11 protein-coding genes and 4 pseudogenes are annotated in these 15,528 nt (G+C 61.1%); 8 read left to right on the forward strand and 7 right to left on the reverse strand.

Going from position 1 to position 15,528, the window contains the following annotated elements; translation table 11 throughout:
* The first annotated feature begins 82 nt into the window (after positions 1 to 82).
* The 3 genes and pseudogenes from ftsA to GKZ67_RS01185 all read left to right on the forward strand — a co-directional run bounded on the left by ftsA (position 83) and on the right by GKZ67_RS01185 (position 4,236).
* Positions 83 to 1,485: pseudogene (ftsA, locus tag GKZ67_RS01175) on the forward strand (cell division protein FtsA).
* Positions 1,486 to 1,591: 106 nt separating this feature from the next.
* Positions 1,592 to 3,108: pseudogene (gene ftsZ, locus GKZ67_RS01180) on the forward strand (cell division protein FtsZ).
* A gap of 144 nt (positions 3,109 to 3,252) precedes the next feature.
* Positions 3,253 to 4,236 carry a glycosyltransferase family 9 protein gene (locus tag GKZ67_RS01185; protein WP_173240793.1) on the forward strand — a complete coding sequence of 328 codons (984 nt, stop codon included), beginning with the start codon at positions 3,253 to 3,255 and terminating at the stop codon, positions 4,234 to 4,236.
* Between the two features lie 258 nt (positions 4,237 to 4,494).
* On the opposite strand, the gene GKZ67_RS01190 is transcribed toward GKZ67_RS01185, so the two are convergent.
* From GKZ67_RS01190 to GKZ67_RS01200, 3 genes are read right to left on the reverse strand one after another with little or no spacing between them, the layout of a single operon-like run.
* Positions 4,495 to 5,613 (reverse strand): cytochrome-c peroxidase, encoded by a 1,119-nt coding sequence (locus GKZ67_RS01190; RefSeq protein WP_173240794.1) that lies wholly within the window; start codon positions 5,611 to 5,613, stop codon positions 4,495 to 4,497.
* Positions 5,614 to 5,633: 20 nt separating this feature from the next.
* Positions 5,634 to 6,758 (reverse strand): cytochrome-c peroxidase, encoded by a 1,125-nt coding sequence (locus GKZ67_RS01195; protein ID WP_254244992.1) that lies wholly within the window; start codon positions 6,756 to 6,758, stop codon positions 5,634 to 5,636.
* Between the two features lie 12 nt (positions 6,759 to 6,770).
* Positions 6,771 to 7,544 carry an MbnP family protein gene (locus GKZ67_RS01200; RefSeq protein ID WP_173240795.1) on the reverse strand — a complete coding sequence of 258 codons (774 nt, stop codon included), beginning with the start codon at positions 7,542 to 7,544 and terminating at the stop codon, positions 6,771 to 6,773.
* Between the two features lie 301 nt (positions 7,545 to 7,845).
* On the opposite strand from GKZ67_RS01200, the gene GKZ67_RS01205 reads away from it, so the two are divergent.
* The 4 genes and pseudogenes from GKZ67_RS01205 to GKZ67_RS01225 all read left to right on the forward strand — a co-directional run bounded on the left by GKZ67_RS01205 (position 7,846) and on the right by GKZ67_RS01225 (position 12,395).
* Positions 7,846 to 8,232, forward strand: coding sequence for a hypothetical protein (locus tag GKZ67_RS01205; protein ID WP_173240796.1), 387 nt, complete (start codon positions 7,846 to 7,848; stop codon positions 8,230 to 8,232).
* A gap of 155 nt (positions 8,233 to 8,387) precedes the next feature.
* A pseudogene (locus GKZ67_RS01210) lies at positions 8,388 to 10,684 on the forward strand (TonB-dependent receptor domain-containing protein).
* A 92-nt stretch (positions 10,685 to 10,776) separates the two neighbouring features.
* Positions 10,777 to 11,241 carry a hypothetical protein gene (locus GKZ67_RS01220; protein ID WP_173240798.1) on the forward strand — a complete coding sequence of 155 codons (465 nt, stop codon included), beginning with the start codon at positions 10,777 to 10,779 and terminating at the stop codon, positions 11,239 to 11,241.
* Positions 11,184 to 12,395 carry a PepSY domain-containing protein gene (locus tag GKZ67_RS01225; protein WP_173240799.1) on the forward strand — a complete coding sequence of 404 codons (1,212 nt, stop codon included), beginning with the start codon at positions 11,184 to 11,186 and terminating at the stop codon, positions 12,393 to 12,395. Before GKZ67_RS01220 ends, GKZ67_RS01225 begins: the two co-directional genes overlap by 58 nt.
* On the opposite strand, the pseudogene GKZ67_RS24900 reads toward GKZ67_RS01225, so the two are convergent.
* From GKZ67_RS24900 to GKZ67_RS01245, 4 genes and pseudogenes are all read right to left on the reverse strand, one after another.
* Positions 12,392 to 12,867, reverse strand: a pseudogene (locus GKZ67_RS24900) (NADPH-dependent FMN reductase). The gene GKZ67_RS01225 and the pseudogene GKZ67_RS24900 sit on opposite strands and share 4 nt — an antisense overlap.
* A gap of 156 nt (positions 12,868 to 13,023) precedes the next feature.
* Positions 13,024 to 13,815 (reverse strand): SDR family oxidoreductase, encoded by a 792-nt coding sequence (locus GKZ67_RS01235; protein WP_173240800.1) that lies wholly within the window; start codon positions 13,813 to 13,815, stop codon positions 13,024 to 13,026.
* A 97-nt stretch (positions 13,816 to 13,912) separates the two neighbouring features.
* Entirely contained in the window at positions 13,913 to 14,293 is a 381-nt protein-coding gene (locus tag GKZ67_RS01240; protein ID WP_173240801.1) for a cupin domain-containing protein, read from the reverse strand.
* Between the two features lie 65 nt (positions 14,294 to 14,358).
* Positions 14,359 to 14,964, reverse strand: a complete 606-nt coding sequence (locus tag GKZ67_RS01245) for a pentapeptide repeat-containing protein (RefSeq protein WP_173240802.1) — start codon at positions 14,962 to 14,964, stop codon at positions 14,359 to 14,361.
* A 127-nt stretch (positions 14,965 to 15,091) separates the two neighbouring features.
* Between GKZ67_RS01245 and GKZ67_RS01250 the strand changes: the two genes are divergently transcribed.
* Positions 15,092 to 15,508 (forward strand): hypothetical protein, encoded by a 417-nt coding sequence (locus tag GKZ67_RS01250; RefSeq protein ID WP_173240803.1) that lies wholly within the window; start codon positions 15,092 to 15,094, stop codon positions 15,506 to 15,508.
* The last annotated feature ends 20 nt before the right edge of the window (positions 15,509 to 15,528 follow it).

The following is a 15,528-nucleotide window of genomic DNA, read 5'->3' on the forward strand; positions in this document are numbered from 1 at the left end:
CTGCCTGGTAACCAAAAATATATTTTTTATACATTTTGCTAACCCGGTTAGCTACTGCTCTTTCACTGCCCACTCTGCCCCTATGCAACAAGATAAAATAGTCGTCGGCCTCGACATCGGCACCACGAAAATCTGCGCCTTGGTGGGCCGCAAAAACGAGTACGGCAAGCTCGAGATTCTGGGCATGGGCAAGGCCGTGTCGGAAGGGGTACAGCGCGGCCTTGTATTGAATATCGATAAAACCGTAGATGCGATTAAGCGGGCCATCCGGCAGGCCGAAGAGCAGTCGGGCATCGACATTGGGTGGTAAATGTGGGCATTGCGGGGCAGCATATCAAGTCGCTGCAGCACAATGGCTCCATTACCCGGCCCAGTGGCGATAACGAGATTACCCAGGACGACGTCAACCGCCTTACCGCCGATATGTACCGGCTGGTGACCCCGCCGGGCTCGCAGATTATCCACGTAATGCCGCAGGATTATAAAGTTGACTTTGAAGGCGGCGTCACCGACCCCATCGGCATGGCTGGCGTGCGCCTGGAAGGTAACTTCCACATTATCACGGCCCAGAGCGCAGCTATCAACAACATTAATAAATGCGTGACCAAGGCCGGGCTGGCTATTGCCGACCTCATTCTGGAGCCGCTGGCCTCGAGTGTGTCGGTGCTTAGCGACGAGGAGAAAGAAGCGGGCGTGGCGCTGATTGACATCGGCGGCGGCACTACCGACCTGGCCGTTTTCAAAGATGGTATTATTCGCCACGCGGCCGTGCTGCCCTTCGGCGGCAATATCATCACCCAGGATATCAAGCAGGGCTGCAACGTGACGCCCAACCAGGCCGAGCAGCTGAAAGTGAAGTTTGGCAAAGCCATTGCCGAAGAAGCCAGCGACTACGAAATCGTGAGCATTCCGGGCTTGCCCAACCGCCCACCCAAAGAAGTATCGCTCAAGAATCTGGCGTATATCATTGAGGCCCGCATGTCGGAGATTATCGAGCTGGTATATGCCGAAATCTACCGCATGGGGCTACAGGACCAGCTGTCGGCCGGCGTCGTGCTGACCGGCGGCGGCTCGCAGCTCCAGAACCTGGAACAGCTGACCGAGTACCTCACCGGCCTCGATACGCGCATTGGCTATCCCAATCAGCACCTGGGTAAGGGCAAGATTGAGGACGTGAAATCGCCGATGCACGCTACCGGCGTGGGCCTCGTGCTGGCTGGCTACCAGGCGCAGGACGAGCGTGTGGCGCGCCCCGGCTACGGTGAGGAAGAAATACCGCCTTACAGCTACCAGGCTGCTACGCCGGTCGCGGCCCCGGTAGTGCCGAGCTTTACGCCGGCTCCGGCCGCGCCCGTAGCGCCGGCCGCTGCGGCGCCTGAAGCCCCCAAGCCACCCAAAGAGCAGAAGGGACTCAAGTTCCTGGGCGACATTACGCGCAAGCTCAAGGGTATTCTGATTGACGATTTTGACGACAAGCAATATTAATCTCATTTAACAATTATCATTTAACATTTAACAGTTGGGCTTTGAGTCTTAGCAGCCTGTCTAACAGGTTGTTATATGTTATATGTTGAATGTTAAATGAATCTTTATGAATTTCACCTTCGACATTCCGGCCCAGAGCCGCTCCATCATCAAGGTGATTGGGGTAGGGGGCGGGGGCTCCAACGCCGTGAAGCACATGCATAAGCAGGGCATCAAGGACGTGGAGTTTATTATCTGCAACACCGACCGCCAGGCGCTCGAAAGCTCCACGGTGCCCAATAAGCTCCAGATAGGGGTGGACCTGACCGAAGGCCTCGGGGCCGGGGCCAAGCCCGAGCGCGGCCGGCAGGCTGCCCTCGAAAGCCGCGAGCAAATCCGGGAGCTGCTGAGCAACGGCACCAAGATGCTGTTTATCACGGCCGGTATGGGGGCGGCACGGGCACCGGCGCCGCGCCGGTTATCGCGCAGGTAGCGCAGGAATTGAATATTCTAACCGTGGGTATCGTCACGGCTCCTTTCCTGTTTGAGGGCAAGAAGAAGCGCGACCAGGCCGAGCAGGGCATCAAGGAGCTAAGTGAGCACTGCGATACGGTGCTGGTGATTCTCAACGATAAGCTGCGCCAGCTCTACGGCAACCTGACAATGGGCCAGGCCTTCGCCAAGGCCGATACGGTGCTGACCACGGCCGCCAAGTCGATTGCCGAAATCATTACGGTAACGGCCGACGTGAACGTGGATTTTGAGGACGTAAAAACGGTGATGAAGGACTCGGGCGCGGCCGTAATGGGCAGCTCCGTGACGGAGGGGGAAAACCGGGCCCGCCGCGCCGCCGAGGAAGCCCTGAACTCGCCGCTGCTCAACAACACCGATATTCAGGGCGCGCAGCGCATTCTGCTCAGCATTATGTCGGGCGACCAGGCCGAGCTGGAAATGGATGAGCTGTCGGAAATCACGGAGTACATTCAGGGCAAGGCCGGCGCAGATGCGGAAATGATTTTTGGCCACGGCACCGACGAAACGCTGGGCCAGAGCATTCGCGTGACGGTAATCGCCACGGGTTTTGCCCGCGAGGCGCACACCATCGCTACCAACGGCCGTGCCGAGGGCTCACCCGAGCCTGTAGCCACCACGCCAGTGGCCGAAACGCCGGTAAGCCTTGATAAGGACCGGCCGGCCCAGCCCACGCCGGTAGCTCAAGCGGGGCCGGCCCCGGTAGTACCCACCTTTACCACGCCCGAGCCAGCGCGGATAACCTACGAGCTGAACGGCCCGAACACGCCCAACGCGCAGACTGGCCTGGCCGGGGTGCCCATTACCGCGCCCGGCGACCCGGTGCTGCTATCGGGCCAGCAAGCTGCCCAGCAGCCGGCGGCAGCCCGCCCCCGGCCGGCCATGCTGGAGGCTCAGGCCGAAGAGCGCCGCCGCCGCTTGCAGCAGCTGAGCCAGAGCCAAGGCCTCTCGCCCGATGCCACCACGCACCTCGATACGCCGGCTTACCTGCGCCGCGGCCAGAAGCTGGAGCCCGTAACGCCGAGCAGCGCGCAAAATATCTCGCGCTTTAACCTAAGCGATGACAACGAGCTGCTGGGAGATAACCGCTTTTTGCACGACAACGTGGACTAAGCCTTGCCTGCGCTACGTAGTTTATTTTCACGGCCCCGCCCGACTTGTCGGGCGGGGCCGTGCGGTGTAGTCCCCCCTTGCTATAGTGCGGCCACAGGCTGGTAGAACGCATCGGATTGAAGGCCGGCCAGTAACTTTGCACCTATGTTTGGTACGCTGCGTGAGCGTTTTCGGGGGTTTCGGCGGCAACGCAAGCTGGAGGCGCTGCGGAGTGCCGATGAGGCTGCCCTGGCGCAGCAGGCCCCGCCCAACGCCAGGCGGGTGCTGGTAGTGCGCCACGATTCTATCGGCGACTACCTGCTTTATCGCCCCTGGCTTTGCCGCCTGAGTGAGGAAGTGCGTGCAAGAGGGCAGCACCTGACGCTGCTGGCCAATGCTGTATGGGCCCCGCTGGCCCGTGCCTGGGATGCTGACTGTTTTGATGAGCTGATGCTGCTGGATACCGGCCGCTTTATGGCTGACCTGGACTATCGCCACGAAATGCTCCAACAAATTGGTGGTAAAGGTTTTGGCGAGATAGTCTATCCGCTGCACGTGCGGGAGCCGGCGGTCGAAACCTTTGTGCAATACTTGAAAGCCCCCGTGCGCATTGCCAGCGAAGGCTCGCTCCGGCCTGGCCCCGAGTACCGGCTGCTCGACGCGGGCTTCACACAACTGCTGCCCAGTACGCCGGCCGTGCTGTTTGAGTACGACCGCAACCGGGAGTTTTTTGAAAACTGGCGGCACGCTTCCGGGCTGGCTACCGAGCCGCCCAGGCCGGCGCCCCTGCAGCTACCCACCAGCGTGCAGCATGCAGTAAAGGGAGTAGCAGGTACTCCTTATATAGTACTTTTCCCGGGAGCCAGTGCCCGGCGCAAGCGCTGGCCCCCCCGGCACTTTGCCCGGCTGGCGCAGGGCCTGCACCAGCGCTATGGCAGCCGGTATCGCCTGGTGCTGGCGGGTAGCCCTGCCGATGCCCGGCTGGCGCAGGAGATAGCCCAGGCTGCCGGCCCTACGGTGCCACTGGAAAACTGCTGTGGCCAAACCGACCTGCCGGGCCTGGCTGCCCTGCTGGCGGGCGCACGCCTGCTTATTAGCAACGATACCGTAGCTGCTCATTTGGCCGCGCAGGCCGGCACCCCTGCCTAGTGCTGCTGATGGGGAAAACTATGGCAAATTCTTCCCGTATCCGTCGGCGCTGCTGCGGACTCCGTGCCGCTGTCTGTTTCCGCCCAGCCAGGAAGCGCGGTTTGCGCAGGGCGACTTTAGCCGCCCCGCTCACGACCCGGATATCCGGCTGATTACGCCCGCTCGGGTAGTAGCAGCAGCTGAGGAGCTACTAGGCGTACAATAACAAGTGCTTTCGTTACCAGTCCTTTTATCGGCAGGCCATAGACAACAGAAAGCCTAAAACGGGCTGGAAAAGCGCTTGTCGGTGATAATGGTAGAGTCGGTCAGGGTTTTCAGAAAGGCCAGCACCTGCCGCTTTTCGGTGGGCGTCAGGTCCATATGCGTGCCAAAGGGCGGGTCGTTGATACCCTGGATAAGGTTGGGGTCGAGGTTGGGGCTGGCCATCTGCACGTGGTCGGAGTAGTGGTCGAGCACTTCTTCCAGGGTTTTGAAGCGGCCGTCGTGCATATAGGGGGCCGTCAGGGCAATATTGCGCAGCGTGGGCGCGATAAACTTACCCTGGTCGACAGCCAGCAGAGTGATGCCACCCCGGCCGGGGTCGGCAAACGTAAGGTCGAGGCCATTATTGAAGAATTTGCCCGCGTAGCCCGACGACATCAGCGGCTGGGTATGGCAGTGGAAGCACTCGGCCCCGCGCACCACGCCCGGCGCAATGTGCGTCGTGTAGAGCTGCAAGCCTGCTACCTCATCGGCACTGAAGCCGGCGCGGGTGGCCACGTATTTGTCGTAGCGCGAATTGCTGGAAATAATAGTGCGCTCAAACTGCGCCAGCGCCTTGAGCGTGAGCGCGGGCGTAATGGTTTTGGTGCCAAAAGCGGCCTCAAATAAGGGTGGGTACAAGGTGGTAGCCTGGAGCTTGGCCACGCTCGCCGGCAGCGGCTGATGCAGCTCAATGGTATTTTCAAGAGGCTTCTGCGCCTGGGTTTCCAGCGTGGTAAAGGCCCCGTCCCAGGTGAGCTGGGTGCTCCAGAGCACGTTTACCAGCGACATGGTGCCGCGCGGATTAGCTACGCCATCGACGCCTACCGCCAGCGGCAGGCCATCGGTAAAGGACTTGCTTTGCTGGTGGCACGAGCCGCAGCTCATGGTGCCGGTGCTCGAAAGGGCTTTTTCGTAAAACAGCATGCGCCCCAGCGCCACCCCTTCGTTGGTGAGCGGGTTATCGGCCGGAATTACCGGGGTAGGAAAGCCGGCCGGTAGCGTAAGGGTATAGGCAGTGGGAGTGGGCACCACCGGCGTAGGCGTAACGGGGTCGATGCTGCCCTTGCTGCCACAGCCACCCAGCAGCATGCAGCCGAGCAGAAAGGCCAGCACCCGGGGGTTGACAATAGTCATTATTCTATATAATAAAAAAATTATCTATGCTGAAATGCCACGGCTTTTGCGCCGATAACGCGGGGCGGGGTGGCCCTGGTTTCCCGAGCCGGGGCAGCAAGGCGGGGGTCGGTCAGAAATTGCTGGTCGGTCAACGTTGCCAGGAAAGCGATTATTTCACTCTGCTGCTTGGCGGAAAGCGCAATACCCAGGCGGCCGTCGGGCTGGCGCAGCAGCGGGTCGAGCGTGCGCGAGGGGCGCACGCCGCGGGCGTAGTGCGCCAGCACCTGCGGCAGCGTGGCAAAGCGGCCATCGTGCATGTAGGGCGCAGTACGGGCTACGTTGCGCAGGCTCGGCACCTTAAAGCGGCCCGCATCGGTGGGCCGCAGCGTAATGTGCGCCCGGCCCGAATCGACTGGAAAAGCCGCATCGAGGCCGTTGTTGCGAAACGACTCATCGGTAAATAAATCGGTGGCGTGGCAGCTGCTGCACCTGGCCCGAAGCAGCGCCATCCCCTGCAATTCGGGCGTAGTGAGGGTGCCGCCCGGCTCATGGCGCACAAATTTGTCGTAGCGCGAGCTGGCGCTGGTAAGCGCCGCCGTAAACTGTGCCAGCGCGCGCAAAAACTGCGGTGTATCAATTTTACCCGGCCCGTAGATGGCCGCAAAGCGCCGGCGATACTCAGGGTCGGCGTTGAGTCGGGCCAGCGCATTGGCCAGCGGCTCGTTCATTTCCTGGGGGCTGGTGAGCGGTGCCAGGGCCTGCGCCTCAAGGCCCAGCACGCCGCCATCGGCCATGAAGCCGTGCCGCCAGCGCAGGTTTTGCAGGGCCGGGGCATTGCGCCGGCTGCGGCGGCCGGCCACGCCCACCGGCACGGCGCGGCCATCGGTAAAGGCCCGGCTTTGCTGGTGGCACGAGCCGCACGAAATACTGCCGTCGCTCGACAGGCGCGGGTCATAAAACAGCGTGCGCCCCAGCTCGAAGGCGGCCTGGTCGGGCTCATTGCTGGCCAGGTCGTAGCGCATGGCTGGGAAATTGGCCGGCTGCCTTGTGCCCCGAATCGCCTCGGCCCTGGCCCCGCTCAGCAAAACCCAAAGCGTGCCGCTGGCCAGGCCCAGGCCGGCCAGCCAAACAATGCGCGGCCGTTGGGGACGAAAGGGCAGCACGGCGCTAGTAGGTTAGTTATCCTGGGTTTGGGTGACGGTAAACATGCCCGCGCCGTAGTTTTTGGCTACCTGTACCGCTTCGGCGCCCGGCATCATGCCATTGGAGAAGGTACTAAGCGTGATGTGACTGACGCCATCAAAGAGCTTCAGCACATCGGCCGAAAGGCTGATGGTGGAGCTGTGCGTGCCGTTGACCGACAAGATTTTGCCCGCAAGCGATGGCGTAGCCGTGACGATGGCATTGTACGGGTCGGTGTAGCCCCCGATGTGGCACACGATGGGCCGCCCGGCCGAGGTTACGGTACCTTCCAGTTTCAGAAAAATGTGGCCCGTGTTCCAGGTCCAGTACATGCTGTTGGCCGGGTTAAGCACGCCCGTCAGCGCGAGCGGGTCAGCCTGGGTGGTGGCTGCGTCCACGCCGATGATAAAGCTCACGCCGGTGTACGTGCCGGCTGGTACGCCCGTGATGGCCAGGTGCTGCGTGGCGGGCTTAGCCTGGTCGACCAAAAAATACGTGTTGGGCGCGACATACACGGTGCCGTCGCTTTTAGTAAGCTTGATATTCGATATATAGTACTCGAACGTGCTCACGCTGAAGATTTCGCCCGCCGGGGTGCTGTACGTAGTGCCATCCAGCGCCAGGGGCTTGGCTCCGACTACGTTGCTAATCTGCAGGTCGACCTCACCGGGCGTCTGGAGGTCACTGTCTTTCTTGCAGCCCTGCATACCGGCCATCGAAGCGACAAGCAGCAGACCGAAAAAGAGGAAATACTTAGAGGTTTTCATCGGAATAATGGCTGCGAGATGAGTAGGATAGTTAGTAGGGGCTGAGTAACTGAGCTTGTCTGATAAACAGAGCGCCGGGCGCTCTGTTGGTAAGCATGGCGGCCATGGTTAAGCTACACAAGGGGCCGGGCCGGAAAGTTCAGCCTGCCACACGTCGCTTTAAGCTACCCGACAACGCGCCGGGTTAACAGATTTACAGTTGCTAAGCTACCACTGCTGCTTATAAATAGCGTGAAGAAACGCGGGTTTTGCCGAGCCAACATCCAAGTAACAGGCGAGCGCCGTATTTTTGTTGCTGCCTGTGTCTTTCCTGCGCGTGAAGTCTGTTTTTGCCTACCTGCTCGTTGCCTTAGTGCTGCTGCAAACCTTCAGCCGGGAGGTGTTGGTGGTAGATTTTGCGCTGAACCGGGCGACCATCACGGCGCGCTTTTGCGTGAACAAGGCCCGGCCCGCGCTGCACTGCGATGGCCAGTGCTACTTTGCCAAGCAGCTCAAGCAGCAGCAAGACCGTGAAAACAAAGCGCCCAACCCGCTCAAAGAGCGCCTGGAAATGCTGCCCGCCGCCTTTGCGGCAGGGGTAGAGTTGGCTGTGCAGCCAACCATAGCCCGCCTGCCCGCCGTCCGCCACGCGCCGCTGGTGCCGGGCCACTACGCCGCCCCCTCGGCGCGGTATTCCATCCGCCGCTAGGCTGCTAACAATCCTCGTCTGGGAGTTGCCCGCCCATTGGTAAGGAGTGCGCCTGCGCGTAGTTCAGCCAGTTGGGCCTTGCCCCTTACTGTTTGTTAATAGCTTGACTAGCAAGGATGAAATTTATTTTTATTGCTGCCGGGCTGGCGGTCTGCATGAGCAGCGCCCAGGCTCAGCAGGCTGCCGCGCTGCGCGGCACTATTCTCGATGCCCAAACGCAGCAGCCGTTGCCCGGCGTCAGCATCAGCGTGCCCGGCGGAAGTATTGGCACGACTACCGACCTCAACGGGCACTTTGCCTTGGCCGGAGCTACCCCGACTAGTGAGGTAACCATCTCATTCGTCGGGTATAACGCGCAGCGGGTACACGTGCCCGCCGGTGGCCGGCCCCTGACGGTGCGCCTCGAAGCCGCGCCGGTAAGCCTGCAGGGCGTGGTAGTATCGGCGAGCCGCGAGCAGGAAAAGCGTACGGAAGCCCCCATCGCCATCAGCCAGGTGTCGCCGCAGCTCATTGCCGATACCAAGGCCACGGCGTCCTACCAGCTGCTTAATAAAGTAGCCGGCGTATATATGGTAGACTTGGGCAATGAGCAGCACATGATGGCTATCCGGCAGCCCATTACGACTAACGCGGTTTATCTCTATCTGGAAGATGGCCTGCCTATCCGGCCCATCGGCATCTTCAACCACAATGCCCTGTACGAGATAAACCAGGCCGGCGTGCGCAGCATAGAGGTGGTGAAAGGTCCGGCCTCGTCGCTCTACGGCTCCAATGCCATTGGTGGGGCAGTTAACTTCCTGACCCAGAAGCCCACGCCGCTGCCCACGGCGGGCGTGTCGGTGCAGGGCGATGGCTTTGGCTACCGCCGGGCCGACGCCAGCGTCAGCGGCACGGTAGGCAAGCTCGGGTTGTACGCGGGCGGCTACATGGCTCGGCAGCGCAACAGCTGGCAGGACTACACCGACTTCGACAAGCAGTCGTGGACGGCGCGCGCCGACTATACCTTTAGTTCAAAAACCCGGCTTATCGGCATGGGTACGTATAATTATCTGAATACCCAAACGCCGGGCACGCTCGACAGCGCGCACTTTTACAGCCGCCGCTACCAGAGCAACAACCGCTTCACTAACCGCGTGGTAACGGCCGTGCGCAGCAGCCTGCGCCTGGAGCACGACTGGAGCCCGAGCCAGCAAACGGCGCTTACGGGCTTTTATCGCTACAACTCAACCGGGCAGCTGCCGAGCTACTACATTGCCGATGTGCGCGTGAATGGCGTGTATCAAAGCTCCAACGGACAGGTTAATAACCAGTCATTCAGGAGCTACGGGGCGCTGGTGCAGCACCGGGCCGACCTGGGCTTTCTCAATTCGCGGCTGATTGTGGGCGGGTATTTTGATTATAGTCCCAGCACGTACTTTGCCCGCTACCTGGCTATTCAGAAGGATGTTGCCAATAATTTTTATACGGGCTATACCGATACCGGTCGTTACCTCGACGACTATAAAATAGACTTGGTTAATGCCGCCGCCTATGCGCAGTACGAAGTGCAGGCCACGGAGGCCCTGCGCCTCGTGGGTGGCCTGCGTTACGACCGGGTGCAGTATAAATTCAGCAATAACCTGAGCGGCAGCCAGACTACGAAGAAAGCGGCCCAGGATAATATCTACAACATCGTGGCGCCTAAGCTGGGCCTGACCTACGCGCTGGGCGAGAACCGGGGGGTGTATGCCAATTTCAGCACGGGCTTTCAGCCGCCCGAAACCAGCAGCCTCTACAGCTCGCGCCAGCAGATTGAGCTGCAGCAGGCCAATTTTACGAACTATGAGGCGGGCGGCTGGGTGGCGCTGTTCGAGCGCAAGGTTTACCTCGACCTGAGCGTGTACCAGATGGAAGGCCGCCACGAGATTATCAGCGTGCTGCAGGCCGACAATACCACGCAGAGTGCCAACGCGGGGCCACACGCCATCAGGGCGTTGAATATTCGCTGACGTACGCGCCGGTATCGGAGGTGAATTTTCGGCTCAGCGGTACTAATGCCCGTCATACTTACCTGGACTACAGTGAGGTAGTAAATGGCAAGAACTTCGACTATGCCGGTAACCGCATGGCGGGCGCGCCCAATTGGATTGCCAATGCCGAAGTGTTTTATAAGCCGCGCTTTGTGCCCGGCGCCCGGCTGGGGCTGGAATACCAGCGCATTGGCCGCTACTACACCAGCACCGACAATACCAAGACCTACGCCGGCTACAGCCTGCTGAACCTGCGCCTGGGCTACCGCCTGCCGCAAGCCAGCCTGCGCGGCCTCGAAGTGTGGACCAACGTAATAAACCTTACCAATGAGCTGTATGCCAGCGTGGTAACGGCTAATCAGTACGGCACTACCTACCAGGCCGCCGCGCCGCGCACCTACACGCTGGGCCTGGGCTACACCTTCGCCGCCAAGGCCAAGTAGCGTGGATTCTGCGCGTCCGCGCGTAGGACGACCTGTATAGTATTACTTACGCGCGGACGCGCAGAGTCCACGCTACACTGCTTACGTCTTTTATGCAAACGACCTCGACTTCCCGTGTAGCGGTTCCGGCGGCCTCGCCCATTCGGCGCTTTGTGGGCCGCCATATCTACCGCTGGCACCGCACGCTGGGCCTGGTAACAGTAGTGCCGGTGCTGATGTGGACGCTCAGCGGTCTTTCGCACCCCCTGATGTCCAACCTGCTGCGGCCGTTTATCGCCCACGAAACCGTGCCGTCGCCGCCGCTTTCGGCCGCCAAGCTGGCGCTGCCCGTGGCTCAGGTATTGACCCAAAACCACCTGGCGGCCGTGCAAAACGTGCGCGTGGTACACTATCGCCGCGAGGCTATGTACCAGGTCGCCGATTTTCGGGGCGGCTGCGCTACTTTGCGGCCACTACCGGCCACGAGCTGCCCGGCGGCGACCGGGCCTATGCCGAGGACGTGGCCCGCTACCTGCTGGCCGATTCGACCTCGGCCATCGCCGGTGCCGAGCACCTGACGCACTACACGGCCGACTACAAGTTTATCAACCGGCTGCTGCCGGTCTGGAAAATTACCTTTGCCCGGCCCGATGGCATGGCCATCTTCGTCGAAACCGGGCAGAGCCGGATGGGTACCTTTAATAACCACGCCCGCGCCCGGTTTCTGTGGACGTTTGGCATGCTGCACAACTGGGATTTTCTCGATGCGCTGCCCCGGCCGCTGCATCTGGGTATTATGCTGGTATTCACAACCATTATCTGGCTGTCGGCGCTGAGCGGGCTGCTTATCTATGGCTTTGTGCGGAAGAAGCTGCGGCAGCCGCGCTCGGCCCAGGACCAGGTAGGCTGGCTGCGCCGCCGGCACCGCACGCTGGGGCTGTGGGTGGCTTTTGTCACGTTTACCTTTGCCCTGAGCGCCAGCTACCATCTCATTCAAAAATTTACGCCCGACCGCCGCGAGCAGGTGGCACGGGTTAGTGCCTTCGCCACCAGCGAGTTGGCCTGGCCTTTGAATGAGGCGCTGGGCGGCGCGGTGCCGGTGCAGCAGGTATCGCTGGTGCGCGTGGGCGGCCAGCCCTATTATCGGCTCGTGAGCAAAAGTGCTGCCGGCAAGCAGCAGGTGCAGTACCGCAGCACCCGCGACGGCCAGCTGCTGCCCAATGGCGAGCTGACTTACGCCCGCGAGCTGGGCCAGGAGTTTATGACCCGGCTGAATGGCCAGCCGGCAGCCCTCAGCGCCACCGGGGCCGCTGAAGATGGGGCCTTGCCCGATTGCTGCACCGCCCCTGCCCTCACCGCCGAAACCACCACGGCTATCGGCATGCCGGCTGCCGGCCCGGCTCCCGCTCAGGCCAACCTGCTCAGCCCCGAGCTGGTAACCAAATTCACTGAAGAATATGGCTTTGTGAATAAACGGCTGCCGGTAGTGAAGCTGGCCTTTGCCACGCCTGGGCACACTGCCTTGTACGTAGAGCCGGCCAGCGGCCGCCTGGCGGCGCTCGTCACCGATGGCGACCGGCGCGAGGGCTTGTCGTTTGCCGTGCTCCACAAGTTTTTCCTGATGGACTGGGCGGGCAAAAATATCCGCGACGCGGTAGCCATGCTTTCGGCGCTGGGCGTGCTCAGCGTAACGCTGTATGGCTTGGTGCTGCTGCTACGCACCCGGCGCTAGCTGTTCAGCAGGGCTTCGGCCTGCTCGCGCAGCAGCTGCCGGAAGAGCGGGCTGTTAACCTCGCCTTCGGGCGAGAGGTGCTGGCTGATATGGGGTAGGCGCACGCGCTGCGGCAACACCGTGGTGCCCAGGTAAAACAGAATATCGGTGAGGTGGCTCAGGGCCAGCGCCCCGCCCATGCTGCCACTGCTCAGGCTCACGAGGGCCGCTTTTTTGCCCCGAATACCGCCGGGGTAGGGTAGGGCATCGATAAACGACTTGAGGGCCCCGGAATCGAGCAGTTGTACTCGGGCGCAATAATAATGAGCTTGTCGGAGCGGTCGAGCGGCGCGATAAACTTATTGAAGCCATCGTGCCGGCCGGCGTTGTGGTAGAGCGTGGTATTGAGAAAGTCAGTGGGCAGCTCAAGCAAGTCCATAAACTGGTAAGCTGCGCCCAGCTCATCCAGAATGGTAGCGTAAAAATCGGCCACGCGCCGGGCGCGCGACTGAGGGCGGTTGGTGCCGATAAGCAGAGTAAGCAAGTGTACTAACGGTTAATGGTTAGTGAGTAATGCCTAACCGCGGCTGATGTTTTCGATAGGGCCGAAAGTCGCTGAAAATACGCAGTACTCACACCGCCTGAATGCCTAATAAAGCCCGCGCAACCAGCCGCCATCTACCGCCGTGGAGGTGCCCGTAATGTAGCTGGCCCGCTCGGAGCACAGGAAGGCCGCCAGCGCGGCAAACTCGCGGGGCTCGCCGAGGCGGCGCATGGGTATCTCGTTGGTCCAGCGCTCGGTAGCTTGTTCGGGGCTGATGTTTTCGCGGGCAGCGGCGGCGCCAGCCAGGTGCTCGACGCGCTCGGTGCGGGTGTAGCCGGGCAGAATATTGTTGACCGTGATGCCATCGGCGGCTACTTCATTGGCCAACGTGCGGGCCATGCCCGTCACGGCCGCGCGCAGGCTGTTGGAAAGCAAGAGGTTGCCGATGGGCTGCTTCACCGAGATAGAGGTTATGTTGAGAATACGGCCCCAGCCGCGGGCTTTCATGCCCGGCAGCACGGCGCGCGTCAGCTCCACTACGCTGGTGAGCAGCAGGCGCGTGGCGGCGTCCCAAGCTGCGGCGTCGTGCTGCTCGAAAGTGCCGGCTGGCGGCCCGCCGGCATTGGTTACCAGAATATCAATCTGCCCGAACTGAGCAAGGGCTGCCTGCACTACCCGCGCTACGTCGGCGGGCTTGGCTACATCGGCCGCTACGCCCAGCACCTGCGCCCCGGTGGCGCTGCGGATGGCGGCGCAGGTTTGCTGTAGCGTTTCGTCGGTGCGGGCGCAGAGCACCAACGTAGCGCCTTCGGCAGCCAGTTCTTCGGCCAAGGCGCGGCCCAGTCCTTTGCTGGCAGCGGCTACGAGGGCTACTTTTCCTTTTAGTCCGAGGTCCATTTAAGTTAATAGTACGGTAATAGATTGAAAAATAAGCTACTAAGAGCGCCATGCTGCCCGTAGCGGCGCACGGCGCTCTTGCTGGTAAGCCGCTCGGCTACTTGCGCAAATAGCTGTCGCTGCCGTCGAGCCAGTCCTGGCGCGGGGGGCTGAAAACGTCTACGTCGAGAGTATCTTCCAGCGCTTCGGCCTTGTGGGGCAGGTGCGAGGGAATAGTGAGCACCTCGCCGGCGCGCACGATGACTTCCTGGCTTTCGTCTTCGCCCAAGTGAAAGCGCAGCGCACCTTCCAGAATATAGGTAATCTGCTCATTATGATGCGAGTGCTTGGGGACAATCGCGCCTTTTTTGAGGTACACGTGGGCGAGCATCATCTGGTCGCCGGTGATGAGGCGGCGCGAAATGGTATTGGAGAGCTCGTCTTTGGGCATGTCGTCCCAGCGGTAGAGAGTGGCTGGGCGGATGGGAGTGTCAGACATACGAATGGAGTTGATATGGATGCCCAAGATACGGGGCAGGCACCGGTAGGAAGCCAGCGCGGGCCTTATTCTATCTCCAGGCTATACTTGGTGAGCAGGCCCGGCAGGCCGGCCAGCGTGAAGCGCGCCCCAGCCAGATAATTAGCTTCGGGGTCGATGCTAAAGCCGGTGGCCGTGGTAAAATCGGCCCCGCCCAGCTGAGTATCGTGAAAAATGGTGCCCGCCAGGTCGCAGTCCTGAAACACGGCTGCGCTCAGGTCGGCATTGGTAAAATCGACTTCGTCCAGCTTGCATTTTACGAAGCGCGTGCCGGACAGGCGCTTGCCCCCAAACGAGGCGTAGCGGAGCTGGCACCCGTCGAAATGCACTCCAAACAGCATATCCTGGCAGGCCCCAAACGCCACGCCCAGCAGCTTGCAGTCGGCAAACGCCACGTTTTGCAGGGCTGTGCCGCTGAGCTTGGCAGTGGTCAGGTTGCAGCGCTCAAACAGGCAGTCTTCGAGCCGCAGCCCGCTCAGGTCGGCTTCGCTGAAGTCGCAATGCACGAAGTGATACTGCTCTACGTCGCGGCCCAGCGCCAGCAGCCCCGGTACGGTAAGGCCCGTAAGCACGTTTTCGGCCGGAAAGTTTGCGGGCTTGCGAAGGGTAGCGACTTTGCGGCGGGATTTCATGCGCTAAAAGTAAAGCTGCTAACGGATAACCTCTGGCAGACTTGGCGGTTTAGAGCGGGTTGTTGAGGCTACGGCCCTTTTGCCGGCTGGTTATGGCCCGGCCAAAGCCCATCCTTTCCCTGTGCTAATGACTATTGCCGCCCGTACTATCTATTTTAAAAACGATGTTGGCTGTCTCTGGGAAGAGCCGCTGGCCTACCTGCGGCTCGAATACTGCGCCGGCTCCCGCGAAGAAAGTCAGTTTCGGGCGTTGCTCACCCACACCCGCCAAGCCCTGCAGCGCCGGGGCTGGAGCAAGCTCCTCATCGACCAGCAGCAGATGAGTCCGTTTACCAGCGGCGAAGAAGCCTGGATGACCACCGAATGGCTGCCCCGTGCCGTGCTCGAAAATGGCTACCGCTACGGAGCGGTGGTAGTGGCGCACGATGTATTTGCCCGCCTGGCCATGACGAATGTAGTAATGACCAGCCGCAGGCTCGGCCATATCTATCGCAGCTTCGAGCACGATGCCGAAGCAATTGCCTGGCTGGTAAGCCTGGTGTAAGTAGCTAAAGCGAGGCGCTC

Source organism: Hymenobacter sp. BRD67 (assembly GCF_013256425.1).
Lineage (GTDB): Bacteria > Bacteroidota > Bacteroidia > Cytophagales > Hymenobacteraceae > Hymenobacter.

What these genes read in the sequence shown, in the direction of transcription:
- GKZ67_RS01185 (WP_173240793.1), top strand. Translation starts at nt 3,253, where the DNA reads ATGTTTGGTACGCTGCGTGAGCGTTTTCGGGGGTTTCGGCGGCAACGC.
- GKZ67_RS01190 (WP_173240794.1), bottom strand. Translation starts at nt 5,613, where the DNA reads ATGACTATTGTCAACCCCCGGGTGCTGGCCTTTCTGCTCGGCTGCATG.
- GKZ67_RS01200 (WP_173240795.1), bottom strand. Translation starts at nt 7,544, where the DNA reads ATGAAAACCTCTAAGTATTTCCTCTTTTTCGGTCTGCTGCTTGTCGCT.
- GKZ67_RS01220 (WP_173240798.1), top strand. Translation starts at nt 10,777, where the DNA reads ATGCAAACGACCTCGACTTCCCGTGTAGCGGTTCCGGCGGCCTCGCCC.
- GKZ67_RS01235 (WP_173240800.1), bottom strand. Translation starts at nt 13,815, where the DNA reads ATGGACCTCGGACTAAAAGGAAAAGTAGCCCTCGTAGCCGCTGCCAGC.
- GKZ67_RS01240 (WP_173240801.1), bottom strand. Translation starts at nt 14,293, where the DNA reads ATGTCTGACACTCCCATCCGCCCAGCCACTCTCTACCGCTGGGACGAC.
- GKZ67_RS01245 (WP_173240802.1), bottom strand. Translation starts at nt 14,964, where the DNA reads ATGAAATCCCGCCGCAAAGTCGCTACCCTTCGCAAGCCCGCAAACTTT.
- GKZ67_RS01250 (WP_173240803.1), top strand. Translation starts at nt 15,092, where the DNA reads ATGACTATTGCCGCCCGTACTATCTATTTTAAAAACGATGTTGGCTGT.